The organism is Micromonospora salmantinae (assembly GCF_022230905.1).
GTDB classification, from domain to species: domain Bacteria; phylum Actinomycetota; class Actinomycetes; order Mycobacteriales; family Micromonosporaceae; genus Micromonospora; species Micromonospora salmantinae.
The window spans coordinates 94689-111764 of record NZ_JAKKFG010000019.1; the positions used below are offsets into that span (position 1 = coordinate 94689).

Sequence of the window (17076 nt, forward strand, 5' to 3'; positions counted from 1 at the left end):
CGCCGTGGCGACGAACACCCAGCGTCGTACGCCGAACCGTTGGCAGGTCGGCCGGCTGGTGGAGCGCCGGGTGGAGACACCGACCGCGCAGACGCTGGTGCTGGAGGTGCCGGACTGGCCGGGGCACCTGCCCGGGCAGCACGTCGACCTGCGGCTCACCGCCCCGGACGGTTACCAGGCGGCCCGGTCGTACTCGATCGCCGGGCCGGCCGTGGACGGGCCGGGAGGACCGCGCATCGAGGTGACAGTGCAGCGTGTGCACGACGGCGAGGTGTCGCCGTACCTCATTGATGTCTTCGGGGCCGGCGACCCGGTCGAGGTCCGCGGACCGCTCGGTGGCTGGTTCATCTGGCGGCCCGAGGAGAGCGCGCCGGTGCAGCTCGTCGCGGGTGGCTCCGGGATCGTGCCGCTGATGGCGATGATCCGGGCGCGGCGGGCGGTGGGCAGCAAGGCACCGTTCCGGCTGATCTACTCGGTGCGCACCCCCGGCGACGTGATCTACGCCGACGAGCTGCGCCGCCGGGTCCGCGACGACTTCGGCCTCGACGTCGCGTACGTCTACACCCGTGAGGCACCCGAGGGTTGGCGTGGTGAGCCGCACCGGATCGGGCTCGCCGACGTCAACACGCACGGGTGGCCGCCGGATTTGGAACCACTCACCTACGTCTGTGGCCCGACAGCGTTCGTGGAGACCGTCGCCGACCTGCTGGTGGGGCTGGGTCACCCGTCCCGTCGGGTCAAGACCGAACGCTTCGGCCCCACCGGCTGACCACCCGCTCGCTCACGCAGTGCCGAGGAGATTTCGATGACCGAGATGTCGTACCTGGACGGCAACATGCTCGACGGCCCGATGCGTGAGCTGTTCACCGTCGACCTGAGCAGCGCGATGGGCCGCTGTGAGAACTGCGGGACGACCGGGTCGATGGCCAGCCTGCACGTCTACTCGAACGCCCCGGGTCTCGTCGCACGCTGCCCCTCCTGCGAGGAGGTGATGGTGCGTCTGGTGCGTGGGCCGGACCGGGCCTGGCTGGACATGCGCGGCACCACCTACCTCCAGGTGCCGATGCCGATGGAGCAGACGTTCCCCGGCCCGCTCTGACGAAACGCTCGCCCGGCTGAGGCAGGATGGCCGGACGAGCACCGGTCGATGGCGTGGCGCTGTGGGATCCGCCGATTCTCGCCTCGACGGCTCACTGTGCGGTGCCCGCGAGCAGCCACCGTCGGACGGGGATCTCCAGCAACGCCCGCTCGCCGTCCGGGCCGACCTGCTGGCCGACGTCCCAGCCGTCGTACTTGCGCGCGAACGCCTCGGCGACAATTCTCGGGAATCCACTCCGGTGCACGTGGGCGGCACCCTCCGCCACCACCGGCGCGTTGCCGCTCTCCAAGGCCAGTGACACCCGTGGGTCGGCCACGACGTTGCGGGCCTTGACGCTGCGGCTCTCGCAACCGACCCAGAACGTCGTCGAGAGGTAGACGAACCAGACCGGCGTCAGGTGCGGGGACCCGTCGCGCCGCACCGTGCACAGCCAGACGTTCAGCTCCCGCGACAGTCGCTCTTCGACGTCGGCCGGGGGGATGGAGGGGGTTCGGCTCACCGGGCCAGTGGATCACAACCCCGCACGTCCCGACGACGGTCTGTCAACTGATGTGGGGCCGCGTGCGGCGGCCGAAACTCGGGTGCGGTCGATCTGGCACACCCCTAGGCTCCGGCTCGGACGGCTGTCACGGCGTCCGGTCGATGGGAGATGAGCGCAGCGATGACCGCACACCTGTTCGCGATCAGCTTCGACGCGAGCGAGCCTCTGCGGCTCGCGCAGTTCTGGGCCGGGCTCCTGGGGCGGGAGATCGTCGACGATCCACACGACGGCGTCCTGCTCCTGCCCGCCAACGACAACGAGTACCACATCCGCTTCGCCGTGAACCACCAGCCGAAGGTGGTCCAGAATCGGATGCACTTCGACCTGACCAGCGGTTCGCTGGAGGGCCAGCGGCAGACGGTGGCCAGGGCACTGGAACTCGGCGGACGGCACACCGACATCGGGCAGGGCTCGGAGATCGATCACGTGGTGCTCGCCGACCCCGAGGGCAACGAGTTCGACGTCATCGCACCGGGCAACAGGTTCCTCGCTGGCTGCGGCTTCGTCGGTGCGCTGGCCTGCGACGGTTCGCAGGCCGTCGGCTACTTCTGGAGTGCTGCGCTGGGCTGGCCGCTGGTCTGGGACCAGGACGAGGAGACCGCGATCCAGTCGCCGCGGGGCGGCACGAAGATCTCCTGGGGCGGTCCGCCGTACATGTCGAACGGAGGCAGGGATCGGGTGCGTTTCGACATCGCACCGGGTGTCGACGTCGCTTGGCAGGTCGAGGTCGACCGTCTGCTGTCGCTCGGGGCGACGCGAGTCGACACCGACCAGGATGGGGCAGGCCGAGTCGTGCTGGCCGACCCCGATGGTCAGGAGTTCAGCCTGCTGACGTCCCGCTAGCCCGCGTCGCGACGCGCCCGCGGCGGCTGGTTGGACAACAGCGGCACCGGTCGGTCAGAGTGGTCCGCCGTGAGGTACCTGCGTACCGGTGGTCCCGCCGCGATCCGGCGACCCCGGCCCACCGACTCGGACGAGTTCGTCGCCGCCGCGCGGCGCAGTCGGGACCTGCACCACCCCTGGTTGGCCGCGCCGACCAGCCCGGAGGAGTACGAGCTCTATCTGCGCCGGATCCGTCGCCGCGACAGCGCCGGCTACCTGATCTGCGACCGGGCCAGCGGCGAGATCGCCGGCTACGTGAACATCAGCGGGATCGTGCTCGGTGCGCTGCGTGGTGGCTACCTGGGGTACGCGGCGTTTCTGCCGTACAGCGGGACCGGGCACGCGTCGGCGGGCGTCGCCCTGGTGATCGACCACGTGTTCACCTCGGTCGGCTTGCACCGGCTGGAGGCGAACATCCAACCGGGCAACGAGCCGTCGCGGCGGGTGGCCCGCAAGCTCGGTTTCCGCTTGGAGGGCTTCTCCCCGGACTACCTGTTCATCGACGGCGCCTGGCGCGACCACGAGCGCTGGGCGATCACCGCACCAACCCCGGCCTGACCTTCGGCCCGGCCGCGCCGGGCCGACGGAGCAGCGGACCTTTCACCCGGACCGGGTGATGACGCCCCGTACTGTCCTTCCTACGGTGGGTGCATGGCTGCCGTTCGCGCGACCCCTGCCAACCCCCTCCCCGGTCTGTCCGCCGTGGCGGCGGACAGCGCCGATCAGCGGGCCATCCCGCCCGAGTTGGGCCCCGACTCGCTCGCGGTGCTCAGCGGGCCCACGTTCCTGTACTCCAACGCGTGCGGGGATGTGCCGACCGGCAGCATCGGTGGGCTCGTCCACCTGGACACCCGCCTGATCAGTGGCTGGAACCTGACCGTCAACGGCGGTGAGCTGTTGCTGCTGCGCGCCGAGACCATCGACCATTACTCCGCGCAGTACGTCCTCACCAACCCGGAGTTGCCCGGGCTGCCGCCGAACACGCTGGGCGTGCGGCGACTGCGCTACGTCGGCGACGGGTTTCACGAACGCGTGGAACTGATCTCGTTCCGGCGGGAGCCGGTCCGGGTGGAGCTGCGGCTGGCCGTCGCCGCCGACTTCGCCGACCTGTTCGAGATCAAGTCGACGGTCCGGGACCGTTCCGCCGAGATCAGCCGTGAGCACGCCGCCGACGGGTCAGAGCTGTGCTTCTCCTACCAGCGCGGCGACTTCTCCGCCCAGACCCGGGTGTGCTGCGCGAAGCCAGCCGACCGCATCGAGGGCGACGACCTGGTCTGGGACCTGAGCCTGGGCCAGGGCGAGGAGTGGCAGGTCGACCTGCACGTGCCGCTGCCGCCCGGGATGGGGGTGGTGGAGCCGGTCCGGGGCGACATCGCCGACGTCATTCACGGCCGGGCCGACGACCCGCTGCGCCGGTGGCTGGAGGACCGGGCGGTGCTGCGTAGCGACAACGCGGCGTTGGAGCACACGGTGCGGCAGTCCCGCAGCGACCTGGCGGCGTTGCGGCTCGACCTGGAGGTCAAGGGTCAGCGGATTCTCCTCCCCGGTGCCGGACTGCCCTGGTTCCTCGCCGTCTTCGGGCGGGACACCCTGATCACCGCGTACCAGACTCTCGTCGCCGGGCCCGCGCTGGCGAAGGGCACGCTGCTCGCTCTGGCCCGGCTTCAGGGTGAGACGTGCGACGACTTCACCGACGAGGAGCCCGGCAAGATCCTGCACGAGGTGCGCAGCGGCGAGTTGACCCGCAGCGGCGAGAAGCCGTTCGGGCCGTACTACGGCACTGCCGACGCCACTCAGCTCTGGTTGATCCTGCTCTCCGAGTACTGGCGCTGGACGAGCGACGACGAGACCGTCCGGCACCTGCGGGACAACGCGGTGGCCGCGTTGCGCTGGATCGACGAGTACGGCGACCGGGACGGTGACGGCTACGTCGAGTACGCCACCCGGTCGCCCGAGGGGCTGGGCAACCAGTGTTGGCGGGACTCCCCGGACGGCGTCTGCTTCGCCGACGGCCGAATCCCCGTGCTCCCGTTGGCGACCAGCGACCTCCAGGGCTACACCTACGACGCCAAGCTGCGGCTGGCCGAGTTGTTCGACGGGCCGTTGGACAATCCCACGTTGGCGCGCCGGCTGCGCGACGAGGCCAACACCCTGTACGAGCGGTTCAACCAGGACTTCTGGATCGAGGAACGGGGCGGCTACTACGCGGTCGCCCTGGACGGCGACAAGAACCGCGTCGACTCCAAGACCTCCAACATGGGTCACCTGCTGTGGAGCGGGATCGTGCCAGCGGAGCGGGCCGACGCGGTGGTGCGTCAACTCATGTCGCCGGACATGTTCTCCGGTTGGGGAATCCGCACGCTGTCGCGGGAGGAGCGGCTCTACAACGCCCTCGGCTACCACCTGGGCACGGTCTGGCCGCACGACAACTCCATCGCCGCGCTCGGCCTGGCCCGGTACGGCTACCGGGCCGAGTCGAACCGGATCAGCCTGGCGATGATCGAGGCGGCCGAACAGTTCGGTCACCGGCTGCCCGAGGCGCTCAGCGGGTTCGATCGGGAGCGGCTGCTCTTCGCCGTGCCGTTCCCGACCGCGTGCAGCCCGCAGGCGTGGGCGGCCGGCACGCCGCTGGCCCTCATCCGCGCCATGCTCGGCGTGAACCCGGTCAACGGCCGGCTGGTCCTCGATCCGGACGTCCCGGAGGAACTGGGCCGGATCGCCGCCGAGCGGGTCCGGGCGTTCGGCCAACAGTGGGAGTTGGAGGCGATCGGTCGCAGCGGCCACGTCCGGCTTCAGCCGAGCTGAGCACGGCTGGCGCGTAGGACGTTTGTCGCGGGCTCCGACGGGAAACGGCCCGCAATGACGAAACCTCGTGTGGTGATCGTGGGGGCCGGGTTCGCCGGTTACCACGCGGCGAAGACGTTGAGCCGGATCGCCCGGGATCGGGCCGAGATCGTGGTGCTGAACTCCACCGACTACTTCCTGTACCTGCCGCTGCTGCCCGAGGTGGCGGCCGGGGTGGTCGAGCCCAAACGGATCGCCGTGCCGCTGACCGGGACGCTCAAGGGCGTACGGGTGGTGGTCGGCGAGGCGGACCACGTCGACCTGCAGAACCGGTGGGTCGGCTTCACCCAGGCCGAGGGGGAGAAGAACCGGCTGGCGTACGACCGGCTGGTGCTGGCCGTGGGCAGCGTCAACAAGCTGCTGCCCATCCCGGGGGTGACCGAGTACGCGCACGGCTTCCGTGGCCTCCCCGAGGCCGTCTACCTGCACGATCACATCGTCCGGCAGCTCGAGCTGGCCGAGCAGGCCGAGGACCCGGCCGAGCAGCAGGCCCGGTCCACGTTCGTGGTGGTCGGGGCGGGCTACACCGGCACCGAGGTCGCGGCGCACGGGCAGCTGTTCACCGACGCGTTGCACGCCCAGCGGCCCCGGCTCACCGTCCGACCCCGCTGGATGCTGCTCGACGTGGCGTCCCGGGTGCTGCCGGAGTTGGACAAGCGGATGTCGGACACCTCGCACAAGGTGCTCAACCGGCGTGGGGTGGACGTGCGGATGGGTACCTCGGTGGCCGAGGCGACCTGCGACGGGGTGAAGCTCACCGACGGCGAGTACGTGCCGACCTGCACCCTGGTGTGGTGTGTGGGGGTGCGCCCCGACCCGTTCGTCAACGAGCTGGGCCTACGGACCGACCGGGGCCGACTGGTCACCGACGAGTTCCTCAACGTTCCCGGCTATCCGGAGGTCTTTGCCTGCGGTGACGCCGCCGCGGTGCCCGACCTCGTCAATCCGGGCAAGGTGTGTGGGATGACCGCCCAGCACGCGCAGCGGCAGGGCAAGCGCGCGGCGTACAACATCGCCGCGTCGTACGGGTTCGGCCGCCGTAAGCCGTACAAGCACCACGACCTGGGCTGGGTCGTCGACCTGGGTGGCAAGGACGCGGCGGCGAACCCGTTGCAGGTCAACCTGGCCGGGTTGCCGGCCAAGGCGGTCACCCGGGCGTACCACCTGATGGCGATGCCGGGAAACCGCACCCGGGTCAGCGCCGACTGGGCGTTGGACGCCGCGTTGACCCGCTCCGCGGTCCAGTTGGGGCTGGTGCCGGCCAACGCGGTGCCGCTGGAGAGCACCACACCCGAGGTCGCGACCCGGTCCCGCTGAGCCGGGCTCCCGGCCAGGTAGTCGGGAGCAGGGCGGGCCCCGACCAGGTCGTCGCGGAGCGGGCCGGCCGCGACGGTCAGTCGGTGGAGTTGGCCGGCCGCGCGGACCGCGCGGCCGGACCGGCCGGCGGGGCGGGCCGCAGCCGACGCGGGCCGTACTCGCGCAGCAGGGTCTGGACGATGCCGGCGGCGGGGATGGCCAGCAGCGCGCCGAGCAGACCGGCCAGCTCCGCCGCGAGCAGCACACTGACCAGCACCGTCAACGGGTTCAGCCGGACCGCGCGGGACAGGATGAGCGGCTGGAGCAGGTGGTTCTCCACCTGTTGGTAGACCACGAAGAAGACCAGCACCACCACCCCGGCGGTGGGGGAGTGCAGGAAACCGGCACCGGCCGCGATCACCGCGCCGAGGGTCGCCCCGACCAGCGGTATCAGGTCGGCCACCGCCACCAGCAGGGCGATCACCGCCGCGAAGGGCACCCCGGTGAGGGTCAGCACCACGAAGGTCAACGCCCCGCAGATCACGCTGATCAGCAGGTTCCCGGTGAGATAGCCGGTGACGGTGCGCGACACCTCCCGGCCCACCCGGCGCAGCCGCTCACCCTGACCGTCCCCGGCCGCCGCGAGCAGGCCGCGGGTGATCCGCGGCGCCTCCAACACCATGAGGTACGCGAGCACGATGACCGTGACCAGCCCGGCGACCGACTCGACGACGCCGCGCAGCACACCGACCGCGGGTTGGCGCAGCCGCCCGCCGAGGTCGCGCAACTGCTCGGAGTGTTCGCTGACGTAGCGGCGTGCCCCGGTGCGCTCCAGCGCCTGCCCCACCGGGCCCCGTCCGGCGCGGGCCTCCCGCAGCAGCTCGGGTGCCCGGTCGGCGAAGCGGCCCAACTCCCCGAACAACGGCACCAGGATGAGCGCGGCCAGGATCGCCAGGAGCACGAACGCGGCGAGGAACACCAGCAGTGTGGCCAGCGCCCGACGCCGGACGAAGCGGCGTTGCAGCCGGTCGACGAGGGGTTTGAGCGCGACGGCGAAGAACGCGGCTACCACCGCCCAGACCAGCACCCGCCGGGTCGCGTACACGAATCCCAGCGCGAGCGCGGTCGCCAGCACCAGACCGATGACGATCAGAGTTCGGCGGCCGGTCGCCCGATCGTCGACGTCGCTCATCCGGCGGGCCTTCCCCGCGCGGGCCGTCGGAAACCCGGCATTGCGGGCACAACGGCGATCAGTGGCGGGAGTTGTCGTCCTCGTCGGTGACCGGGTGGGCGCCGGCGACGAACGTGTCGAGCGCGGCGGCGTGCAGCAGCCCGCCGGGCACCGGGTCGCGCAGGGCGGCCACCGCCAGCCGGGCCACCGGCAGCCCGCCGGGGCGGGAGGTCGCGGCCAGCACCAGGTTGCCGTACCTGCGGCCACGCAGCATCCGCCGGTCCCCGACCACGCACACGTCGGCGAAGACCGCCCGCAAGGTGGCCACCTGCGCCCGGGTACCGACCAGCGGAGGCAGGTCGGTGACGTTGACGAGGTACGACCCGTCGGGGCGCAGGACGCGGGCCACCTCGGCGGCGAACTCGACGGTGCGCACGTGCCGGGGCATCCGGGCCGCGCGGTAGATGTCGGCGATCACCAGGTCGTACCGGCCGTCCGGGGTGCCGGTCAGTGCCTCCCGGGCGTCGGCGACCTCCACCCGCACCTCCGGCGGCACCGGCGGCAACTCCCGGGAAACCAACTCGACCACCGCCGCGTCCCGCTCGACGACCCGTTGCGGGGAGCCGGGCCGGGTGGCGGCCAGCCAGCGGGGCAGCGTCAACGCGCCGCCACCCAGGTGCAGGACGTTCAGCGGGGCGCCGGCCGGGGCCGCCACCTCCACCGCCGAGGCGATCCGCCGGACGTACTCGAAGTGCAGGTGCCGAGGATCCTCGACATCCACGTACGACTGCTCGACGCCGGCGGACAGCAGCGTCCGCCCGGTCCGGCGGACCGGGTCGGCGACCAGCTCCAGCCGGTCGGCGGCGCGGTTCATGACTGGCACGCTAGCCGAGCCCACGGCGCACCCGGCACGGCGGACGGGCCGGCGGAGCGGGGTCGCCCCCGGCCCGCCGGCCCGACGGTGTCGTGGTGGGCGGTCAGCCGCCGGCCATCCCGGCCCCCACCTCGTCGATCGCGTCGTCGATCTGGCGGGCGAGGTCCACGTCGAGCGCGGTGACCCCGTTGGCCTGGCTGGTCCGTACCGTCAACACGGCGGCGGTGTCGCCCGGACGCCCGATGCTCGGGCCGCGGCCGTTGTCCTGGCGCAGCCGGTCGAGGCGGGCCAGCACCCGGTCCAGGTTGTCGGGCGGCAGCGCGACCACCCGGTAGAGGCCCTGGCTGTCGCCGGCCCAGTAGGGCAGGTCGTCCAGCGCCGCGCTGATCTCGTCGGCGTCCAGGGTGGGTGTGGTGGTGGAGGCGCCCACCAGGCCGCCGCCGGCCTCCGGCGGGTTCAGCAGGTCGCGCAACCCGTCGGGTACGTGCAACGACTCGACCAGGTCGCCGTCCTGCTCGGCGAGCGCGGCGATCGTCGCCTCGGCCTGGTACCGGGCCTGCTCCGGGGTGTTGCCGCTGATCCGGCCCACCTCGGCCAGGAAGCCGGGCAGGTCCTGGTGCCGTTCGATGCCGTCGACCGGCAGCACGTCGTGCAGCGACGCCGGCACCGCGGCGAGCAGCCGCTGCCGCTCGGCGGCCTCCAGGGCGAACGCGAGGACCAACACGGTCGCTTCGGTGCCCACCTTGGCGGTCTTGAAGTCGACCCCGGCGCGACGCCGGACCTCGTCGACCAGGTCGTGGTAACCCATGCTGTTCACACCGGACGCGCCGCTCGGCGGGGACGGCTGCGGTCGCGGGTTGTCGGCGCTACCGACCGGCGGCGGTGCCGGCCCGCCGCGCGTGGTGTCCGACTTGTGCGCTCCGGCCGCTGGTGGGCCGGCCCGCTTACCCGCATCAAGGCTCGTGAGCTGCTTGGACGCGCTCAGACTGGCGCCGATCTCGCTGGGCTGGCGATTCTGCTCCCGGGCCTGCCGGGCCAGTGCCCGACGCCTCTGGTTGTCGCCCTCCATCTGCTTGCGCATGCTGGCATCCCTTCCGCTGGGGATCGTGGCTGCGCCAGTCGCCTTCCCGCCGTCCCGGAGAAGGAAACAGAGGCCGCCGGCCGGGTCGGAGCGGCCTGCCCCACGCTTCATCCGGCGGGGGTGAGGGGCGCTCACCCGCACGGCCCGCACGATCGGGTCAGGACCGGAGATTCTTCCGAGGTACGCGGAAGGAAGGTCGTCATGAAGGAAGTTGTCGAGATCGTCCCCGCTCGACCCGGCTGGTACGCCCGCTGGCAGCTCACACCCGAGGTCACCAGGTGTTACCCGGTGAGCCTCTGGGCGCTGCTCGAGGAGGCCGACGGAACGGGCCGCGAGGTGATCGGGATGGACTGCATCGGTCAGTGGCCCGGCGCGGACGACAACGAGGCGGGTGGGCAGTTCGTCCGCTACCTGTACCAGACGCCCGACTCGGGGGAGCCCGAGGACGTGGACGCGGCCCCGATCGGCGAGCTGCGTGAGGACGGCCCCCGGCTCCAGCCGATGACGGCACCCTAGACATTCCTCCGGCCCCCGACCCCAGGTCCCAGGGTCGGGGGCCACCCCGTCTCGCTTCCCGGGGGTGACCTGCGGGTCAACCGATGGCGCGCACGTCGTCGTCGGCGTACGCCTCGGCCAGCAACTCACTCAGGCCCGTGCGGTCCAGCATCCGCTGAAGCTGAGGGCTGACCCCGGTCAGTCGGATCGCCCCGGCGGCGCGGTGCTGCACCACCAGCAGCGCGCTGAGCCCGGACGAGTCGCAGAGGGTCACCCCGGTCAGGTCGACGAGAACCGGGGCGTCGTCGCCGCGCAGCTCGGCCGCCGCGGCGATCAGCTCGGGCGCGCTGTCGTAGTCGAGTTCGCCGGTCAGCCGGAGTCGGACGTTCCCGGCGGCGAGCCGGGTTGTCTCGATGGTCAACAGCTGGTCGGGCATCCCACCATTCTCCTTGTCGACCGACAGAACGCAAAGCGGGGGCGGCGATACGGCCGCGTGTCCCTCGTCCGCCGCCCCCCGCCGTGGCGATGCCCGCCACCTGCCGCGAGATGCCGCTTTCCGGGTTCGGGCGTAGGGTGGCTGGAGAGTTTTGACAGTGGACGCCGGTTCCGGCACGGGTTCGGTGAACGACAAGGAGTGAGGCTCAGCTGGTGACTGCTTCCGACGTCAGGGACTGGGACCCGGGCGACGGACGGCTCTCCACGCCGAGCACGACACGACCCTCGGCGTGGTCCGCCGACGTTCGTCGCCCCACCGCGGCCCTGCCACCGCTGGCCCCCGACCGGGGGCAGGCCACGCCCGACTGGTTAGAGGTCGTCGAGCACTTCCGGGAGGGCCTGGTGGTCTGCGACGCCGATGGCGTCGTGCGGCACGTCAGCCCGGTGGCTGAGCGGTTGCTGCCCGAGGTGACGCCCGGCGAGCTGCTCAGCGCGGCCGGTGTACCCGGGTTGAGCGAAGGCGTCCCCGGAAGCTTCACCCACCGCGAGCGCCGGCTCACCGCGCGCCAGGTGCCGCTCTCTGGTGACCGCTGCTGCTGGTACGTCGAGGACGTCACCGACAGCGTCAGTCGCGCCGACGCGCTGCTCGCCGAACGGGCCCGCTCGGCGTTCCTCGCAGTGGTCGGCGACAAGCTGGGCAACCCGCTGCACCCGGATCGGGCGGCCGCCGCGGTCGTCCGACTCGCCGTGCCGACCCTGGCTGAGGTGGCGGTGCTGGTGCTCGCCCCGCGGGCCGGGCGCGCCCGCTGGTGGCGGGCGTCGCGCACCGACGACGAGGTGCCGACGGTGGACAGCGGCGTACTGGTCGGCGGCGAGCTGCCGAGCGCCATCGCCGACGGGTTGACCGGGGCCGAGCCGCACGCGGTGGACTGGCTGGTCGAGCAGGCGGTCGACGCCGGTTGGCTGCCGGGGCTGGCCGGCACCGACAGCGCCGCCCGGGTCGTCCCGCTGCCGGGGCGTGACGCGCCGGTCGGGGTGCTGCTGGTGGCCCGTCGCGCCACCCGCTGGTACGACGAGGACGACGTTGAGCTGGTCCGCGCGTTCGCGGCCCGCGCCGGTGCCGCGTTGACCACCGCGCTGCTCTACCGCGACCAGGCCGAGGTGGCCGACACCCTCCAGGCCAGCCTGCTGCCTGTCGAGCCGGTCGAGGCCGCCGGTGTGCAGTGGGGCACCGCGTACCGGCCCGCGCAGGCGGGGCTGCGCATCGGCGGCGACTTCTACGGTTCGCACCGGCTCACCGACGGTGGTTCGGTGTTCTTCCTCGGTGACGTGTCGGGCAAGGGCGTCGAAGCCGCCGTCTTCACCGGCCAACTGCGCCAGTGCCTCCAGGCGCTGCACCGGTTGGAGTCTCACCCGGAGCGGCTGCTGCGGCTGCTCAACGACGCGTTGCTGGAGACGACCCAGGCGCACGGCCAGGGCCGCTTCGCCACGATCGTGCTCGGCGTGGCCCGCCCGGAGCGCGACGGCGGCCTCACCCTCACCATGGCCGGCGGCGGGCACCTGCCACCACTGGTGCTGCGCGCCTCCGGCGAGGTGGAGACGGTGCCGTTGCGCGGCATGCTGATCGGAGTGGTCCCCGACCCCCGCGTCGGGGAGGTGACAGTGCGGCTGGCGCCGGGCGAGACCTGCCTGCTCTACAGCGACGGGGTGACCGAGGCCCGGGGCGGCCGGCGCGGCGACGAGCAGTTCGGCGCGGAGCGGCTGGTCAGCGCGCTGACCGACTGCCACCGGATGCCCGCGCCTGCCCTGGCCGAACGGGTCGAGCAGCTCACCTGCGACTGGCTGGCACAGGGCGACCACGACGACATCGCCGTGTTGGCGCTGCGGGCGGCCGGCCTGGGCGGTCGCGGTGCACGGCACCTGCACTCGGTGCCCGCCGGCATCGGCCAGACGGAGGGGACTGACGCGTGACCGCCGCCACGGCCACCACCGACCTCGGCGAGGCGTACTCCGGGTACCTGGACCACCTTGCCGACGCGGACGAGTACGCCGCTACCGACCTGGCGATCGGCCTGCTCGACGCGGGCGTCCCGGCGGAGCGGGTGCTGCTCGACCTGGTCGCGCCCGCCCAGGCCGAGGTGGGCGAGCGATGGGCGCGAAACGAGTGGAGCGTCGCCCAGGAGCACGCGGCCACCCACATCAGCGAGCAGGTGGTGGCGGCGGTCTCCGCGCACGTCAAAGCGCGGCCGACCGGTGGCCGGGTCGTGGTCGCCTGCATGGACGGCGAGTGGCACGCGCTGCCGCCCCGGCTGGTGGCCGAGATACTGCGGTTACGCGGGTGGCAGGTGACCTTCCTGGGCGCCAGCGTCCCCGCGGCGCACCTCGTGTCGTACCTGCACCGCTACGACGCGCACGCGGTCGCGCTGGCGTGCGCGCTGCCGATGCGCCTGCCGTGCGCCCACCGGATGATCGAGGCCTGCCGCCGCTCGGACGTGCCGGTGGTGGTCGGCGGGCGTGGGTTCGGCACTGATGGCCGGTGGGCGCGTCGGCTCGGGGTGGCCTGGGCGCCGGACGCGCCCTCCGCAGCCGAGTTGATCGCCGACGAGCGGGCGTTGCGCGGGGCGCCGCCGGCCCGGCTGGCCCACCTGGCCGACGACGAGTACGCCAGCCTGGTGCGCCGTCGCGGCGAGCTGATCGACAGCGCATTGGCGGAGCTGCGGCAGCGGGTGCCGGCGGCGCGGGCGTACACCGCCGCGCAGCTCGACGCGACAGTGAGCGATCTGGGCCACATAGTGGATTTCCTGGCGGCGGCGGTCTACGTCGACGACCCCTCGTTGTTCACCGAGTTCGTGGAGTGGCTGTTGGGGATTCTGGGCAGTCGTGGGGTGCCCGCCGGGGCGGTCGTCCTGCCGCTGGAGCACTACGCCGCCGCGTTGCGGGACTTCCCCCGGGCGGCGCGGGCGTTGGCGCTGGGATGCGCGGCGCTGCCCGGCACCGCGCGCTGACCCGACCCGCCGGTGGCATCCGGATCGATCACCGCGCTCGGCGGCGGACGAGTCACCTCTGCGTATACTTGCCGGACTGCAAACGTCCCACCCGAGGGTGGAGCGAGGGGGAGAACGGTGACGTTCAGCGTCAACTACGTCGAGCGCGACGGTGGTGGCGCCTGCCTGCGGCTCGTGGGCGAGCTGGACCTGAGCACCGCCCCCGAGCTGAGCGCCGCGATCGACCGGCTCACCGCGGCGGGCAAGACCCGGGTGCTGCTCGATCTGACGGACCTCACGTTCTGCGACTCCACCGGTATGGCCGTGTTCGTCCGGGGCGACAATCAGGCGGCGGCCGACGGTGGGTGGCTCCGGCTCACCGGCGCCCACGGGCGGGTCGAGCGGGTGCTGGGCGTGACCGGCCTCGCCGACGTGTTGCGCTACGAACCGGAGTCGGTCGACCCCGCGTCCCGCAGTGCTTCCTGATGGGCTAGATTTCCCCGCCAGCATTTCCCCGCCAACGCGGTGACCGTCAGGGTCCCGTCTCCGCCGACTCCGAGGCAGGTAGTGATGGGCGTAGACAGCCCGCAGCCGGTACGCATCCTGGTGGTCGACGACGATCCGGGTGATGTGCTGATGATCGAGGAGGCGCTGGCGGACTCCGACGTCGAGAAGATCATCGACGTGGTGAGTGACGGCGAGGAGGCGATGGAGTTTCTCCGCGCCGAGGGCCGGCACGAGCAGGCCCGCCGACCGGACGTGATCCTGCTGGATCTGAACATGCCGCGGATGGACGGTCGGCAGGTGCTCGGGGCGGTCAAGCAGGACGAGGATCTGCGGACCATCCCGATCGTCGTGCTGACCACCTCCAACGCCGACACCGACATCGTCGGCAGCTACACGTTGCAGGCCAACGCGTACGTCACCAAGCCGATCGACCTGGACGACTTCAACGACGTGGTTCGCCGCATCGACGAGTTCTTCGGCCGGGTCGTCGTGCTGCCCAAGCGCATCTGAGGCCCGCGCCACCTGCGCGCATGCTGAACATTTTTCCCGAACACCCTCGGCGCGAGCGGTCGCGGCCGAGGATCCAGGTGGGGAAGTAACAGCAGCTGCCTGGGGGGCGACAGTATGAGGTTCTCCGTCGTTGAGACCGGTTACGACCAGCGGCAGGTGGATTACTGCCTGGACGAGTTGGGGATCCGGTTGTCCCGGCTGGCGGCGCGGGCCGAGGGCGCGGCCGGGGCGGCCCGGGAGTGGGACGAGATCCGCCAGGAGGCAGCCTCGCTCAGCGCGCTGCTGCAACGACTCGACCTGGGCGACGCCACCGCCCCCCGGCACTTCGGTGGCGCGGTGCGTCGCGAGGCCGCCGAGATCCTGGCCGAGGCTCGCGCCGAGCTGGACGAGGCCCGCGAGGAGGCACGGCGGGTGCGGGAGCGGGCGTACGCGGAGGCTGTGCAGGCCCGACGTGACTTCGAGGCGGCGCTGGACGCCCGTCGACGGCGCGAGGTGCGGGTGGACGAGATCCTCAGCCAGGTGACTGTCGACCAGGTGCCCGCCGACACCCCCACCGCAGCCGCCGGGGTGCCGGGCAGCCGGGTCGGGGTCGGCGGCCCGGACGCGGACGCGGGCGCGGAGTCACCGTCGGGCCGTAGCTGAGACGTGCGGGCGTGCGTGCCCCCGCTCAGGCGGTGAGCGCCGCCGCGACAGTGGTCGCCCGGTCCTCGTGCTGGGCGTACGCGTCGGGATACGCGGAGATCTGCACGGACTGGGCGGCGGCGGTGACGCTCAGGTCCTGCCAGCCGGGGATCTCGTTGAGCGCCGTGTAGAAGGCCCGCGCGGCGTACGACGGGCGCATCAGCTGGGCCACAGTGCCCCAGCCGCTGCTGGGCCGCTGCTGGAACAGCCCGACCGAGTCGTGGTCGGAGCCGCTGCCCTGGTTCGGGTACTCCGCCGACTCCGGGAGGACGTCGCTGGCCAGGTTGTAGAGGTTGCTCTCCTGCATCGCGGTGGACAGTGCCACCACCAGGGCGCGACGCGGCATCTTCATCTCCAGGCCGACGTCCACGATGATCTTCGCGTTGTCCATCTGTGCCTGGTCGAGGCCGGCGACCGGCCGGGGGCGGCGGGGCTTGACCGGCTTCTTGGGCACCTTGCGGACGGCGGTGGGAGTGGGAGTGGGCTTCGCCGTCGGGCTGGGCAGGACCCGGGCGGGGGCGGCGTCGCGGTCCAGCGACCGGGAGGCGCGCTCATCGGCGATGGCGGCGCGGTCGGCCACCGCCTCGGCGAGCGGCTCGACCGTACGGGGGGCGTCGTCGTTGCCTCGCGCGGTGGCGACCGCGACGAGGCTGAGGCAGCAGGTGACACCGGTGGCCAGCGCCACCCGCACCGGGGTCGAGCCCAGCAGGGCGCGCCGCGACGGTTCGGAAGCGCGGTGACGGCCGATCGTCCGTTCGGTTGATGCGGCGTCGTCCGAGGGGGTGGTCGGGCGCGCGTCGGTCAGCTTCTGGGCGGAGGGGTCGTCGGGATGCACCTGACGAGGCTAAAGAGCTGAATGCTCGATGCCATCAGCCCGTACGGTGGCATGCGCCACAATTTGCCCTGATCATGCTGACTTTAGCGGGCAAAACTACCGCGAAGCTGATCAACCTCGCGGATCACTCCAGACGGTTATTCCCGACTTGCCGGGGGAATGCGGTCGCCCCGCCACTCCGCCGGCCGCACCTCCGCCCACCTTCACGACTAACCCGAACAACCGAGGCACCCCTCCACCAACCGGCCCCCCAGGCCCCCACCTCGGCGATCTTGCACTTGCTGTGGCGACATAGAGGGGCATCCCCCTCATATCGACGACCGAAAGTGCAAGATCGGCGCGGTGGGGCGTGTGGGTGGCGGGTGGGTGGGGTGGGGCGTGGAGTTAGTGGCGGCCGTTCTCGGCTGGGGTTACGGTCAGGCGGTGTCGGCTGGCGTCGCCGCTGGAGAACGGCCAGAGCCGGTCGGCGTACTCGACCAGGTCGGCCAGTTGGTCTCGGCTCAGCCCGGCTGAGGAGATCTCCGCGTGGACGTCGGCCCGGTATCGGCCGTCGTTGTCCCGCCCGAGCTTCGCCTCCGCCCGGACCTGCACCGTGTGCGCCTCGTCGGTGATCTCCCCGGCCACCTCCACCGCCGCGTGGTGCAGGCAGGAGGCGAAGGCCGCTGCCAGCAACTGTTCCGGAGTCAGCCCGGTGCAGTGCGGCGCCAGCGGTGAGGCCAGCGCGGTGGAGAGCCCGCCATCGTCGGTGCGTACGTGACCGCCCTCGGCGGTCGCTGTGGCCTCACGCAGCCAGGAACTCTGATCCGGCATCGCGTTTCTCCCGTCGCTCACCAGGCCGGCT

The 17076-nt window shown here is 72.1% G+C and carries 19 protein-coding genes; 12 read left to right on the plus strand and 7 right to left on the minus strand.

Features of this window, described 5'->3' with window-relative positions:
* Positions 1–4 precede the first annotated feature (4 nt).
* Both PSH03_RS16405 and PSH03_RS16410 read left to right on the plus strand, forming a co-directional pair.
* A complete protein-coding gene (locus PSH03_RS16405) occupies positions 5–769 on the plus strand; it encodes a ferredoxin reductase (protein ID WP_210785156.1) in 765 nt (254 codons plus the stop codon).
* A 36-nt stretch (positions 770–805) separates the two neighbouring features.
* Positions 806–1099 carry a DUF6510 family protein gene (locus PSH03_RS16410; RefSeq protein ID WP_210785135.1) on the plus strand — a complete coding sequence of 98 codons (294 nt, stop codon included), beginning with the start codon at positions 806–808 and terminating at the stop codon, positions 1097–1099.
* 91 nt (positions 1100–1190) lie between these two features.
* Here the strand turns inward: PSH03_RS16410 and PSH03_RS16415 are convergent, their stop codons facing one another.
* A complete protein-coding gene (locus PSH03_RS16415; RefSeq protein ID WP_238689650.1) occupies positions 1191–1598 on the minus strand; it encodes a pyridoxamine 5'-phosphate oxidase family protein in 408 nt (135 codons plus the stop codon).
* A gap of 162 nt (positions 1599–1760) precedes the next feature.
* Between PSH03_RS16415 and PSH03_RS16420 the strand changes: the two genes are divergently transcribed.
* The 4 genes from PSH03_RS16420 (at position 1761) to PSH03_RS16435 (ending at position 6683) form a co-directional block, all read left to right on the plus strand.
* Entirely contained in the window at positions 1761–2483 is a 723-nt protein-coding gene (locus PSH03_RS16420; protein WP_238689651.1) for a VOC family protein, read from the plus strand.
* 69 nt (positions 2484–2552) lie between these two features.
* A complete protein-coding gene (locus tag PSH03_RS16425; protein WP_238689652.1) occupies positions 2553–3080 on the plus strand; it encodes a GNAT family N-acetyltransferase in 528 nt (175 codons plus the stop codon).
* A 93-nt stretch (positions 3081–3173) separates the two neighbouring features.
* A complete protein-coding gene (locus PSH03_RS16430) occupies positions 3174–5327 on the plus strand; it encodes an amylo-alpha-1,6-glucosidase (RefSeq protein WP_238689653.1) in 2154 nt (717 codons plus the stop codon).
* 54 nt (positions 5328–5381) lie between these two features.
* On the plus strand, positions 5382–6683 hold the full coding sequence (locus tag PSH03_RS16435) for an NAD(P)/FAD-dependent oxidoreductase (protein WP_238666780.1): 1302 nt from the start codon (positions 5382–5384) through the stop codon (positions 6681–6683).
* A 76-nt stretch (positions 6684–6759) separates the two neighbouring features.
* Here the strand turns inward: PSH03_RS16435 and PSH03_RS16440 are convergent, their stop codons facing one another.
* The 3 genes from PSH03_RS16440 to PSH03_RS16450 all read right to left on the minus strand — a co-directional run bounded on the left by PSH03_RS16440 (position 6760) and on the right by PSH03_RS16450 (position 9788).
* On the minus strand, positions 6760–7854 hold the full coding sequence (locus PSH03_RS16440) for an AI-2E family transporter (protein ID WP_238689654.1): 1095 nt from the start codon (positions 7852–7854) through the stop codon (positions 6760–6762).
* A 58-nt stretch (positions 7855–7912) separates the two neighbouring features.
* Positions 7913–8707: a spermidine synthase gene (locus PSH03_RS16445; protein WP_238689655.1), complete on the minus strand. Its 795-nt coding sequence runs from the start codon at positions 8705–8707 to the stop codon at positions 7913–7915.
* 103 nt (positions 8708–8810) lie between these two features.
* Positions 8811–9788, minus strand: a complete 978-nt coding sequence (locus PSH03_RS16450) for a DUF2267 domain-containing protein (RefSeq protein ID WP_210785143.1) — start codon at positions 9786–9788, stop codon at positions 8811–8813.
* Between the two features lie 201 nt (positions 9789–9989).
* Between PSH03_RS16450 and PSH03_RS16455 the strand changes: the two genes are divergently transcribed.
* Positions 9990–10304 (plus strand): hypothetical protein, encoded by a 315-nt coding sequence (locus tag PSH03_RS16455; protein ID WP_091408152.1) that lies wholly within the window; start codon positions 9990–9992, stop codon positions 10302–10304.
* 76 nt (positions 10305–10380) lie between these two features.
* Here PSH03_RS16455 and PSH03_RS16460 read toward each other — a convergent pair whose 3' ends face one another.
* Complete coding sequence (locus tag PSH03_RS16460; RefSeq protein WP_238689656.1) at positions 10381–10719, minus strand: STAS domain-containing protein; 339 nt, start codon at positions 10717–10719, stop codon at positions 10381–10383.
* 212 nt (positions 10720–10931) lie between these two features.
* On the opposite strand from PSH03_RS16460, the gene PSH03_RS16465 reads away from it, so the two are divergent.
* The 5 genes from PSH03_RS16465 to PSH03_RS16485 all read left to right on the plus strand — a co-directional run bounded on the left by PSH03_RS16465 (position 10932) and on the right by PSH03_RS16485 (position 15361).
* Positions 10932–12689, plus strand: coding sequence for a PP2C family protein-serine/threonine phosphatase (locus tag PSH03_RS16465; RefSeq protein ID WP_238689657.1), 1758 nt, complete (start codon positions 10932–10934; stop codon positions 12687–12689).
* The gene (locus PSH03_RS16470; protein WP_238689658.1) at positions 12686–13723 is read left to right on the plus strand and encodes a cobalamin B12-binding domain-containing protein; all 1038 of its coding nucleotides are present in this window, start codon (positions 12686–12688) and stop codon (positions 13721–13723) included. Before PSH03_RS16465 ends, PSH03_RS16470 begins: the two co-directional genes overlap by 4 nt.
* Positions 13724–13840: 117 nt before the next feature.
* Positions 13841–14188, plus strand: coding sequence for an STAS domain-containing protein (locus PSH03_RS16475; protein WP_238689659.1), 348 nt, complete (start codon positions 13841–13843; stop codon positions 14186–14188).
* Between the two features lie 84 nt (positions 14189–14272).
* Positions 14273–14719, plus strand: coding sequence for a response regulator (locus tag PSH03_RS16480; RefSeq protein WP_210785148.1), 447 nt, complete (start codon positions 14273–14275; stop codon positions 14717–14719).
* Between the two features lie 114 nt (positions 14720–14833).
* The gene (locus PSH03_RS16485) at positions 14834–15361 is read left to right on the plus strand and encodes an ATPase (RefSeq protein WP_238689660.1); all 528 of its coding nucleotides are present in this window, start codon (positions 14834–14836) and stop codon (positions 15359–15361) included.
* A gap of 25 nt (positions 15362–15386) precedes the next feature.
* On the opposite strand, the gene PSH03_RS16490 is transcribed toward PSH03_RS16485, so the two are convergent.
* The gene (locus PSH03_RS16490; RefSeq protein WP_238689661.1) at positions 15387–16235 is read right to left on the minus strand and encodes a hypothetical protein; all 849 of its coding nucleotides are present in this window, start codon (positions 16233–16235) and stop codon (positions 15387–15389) included.
* 384 nt (positions 16236–16619) lie between these two features.
* A complete protein-coding gene (locus PSH03_RS16495) occupies positions 16620–17045 on the minus strand; it encodes an OsmC family protein (protein WP_030332593.1) in 426 nt (141 codons plus the stop codon).
* Positions 17046–17076: the final 31 nt, after the last annotated feature.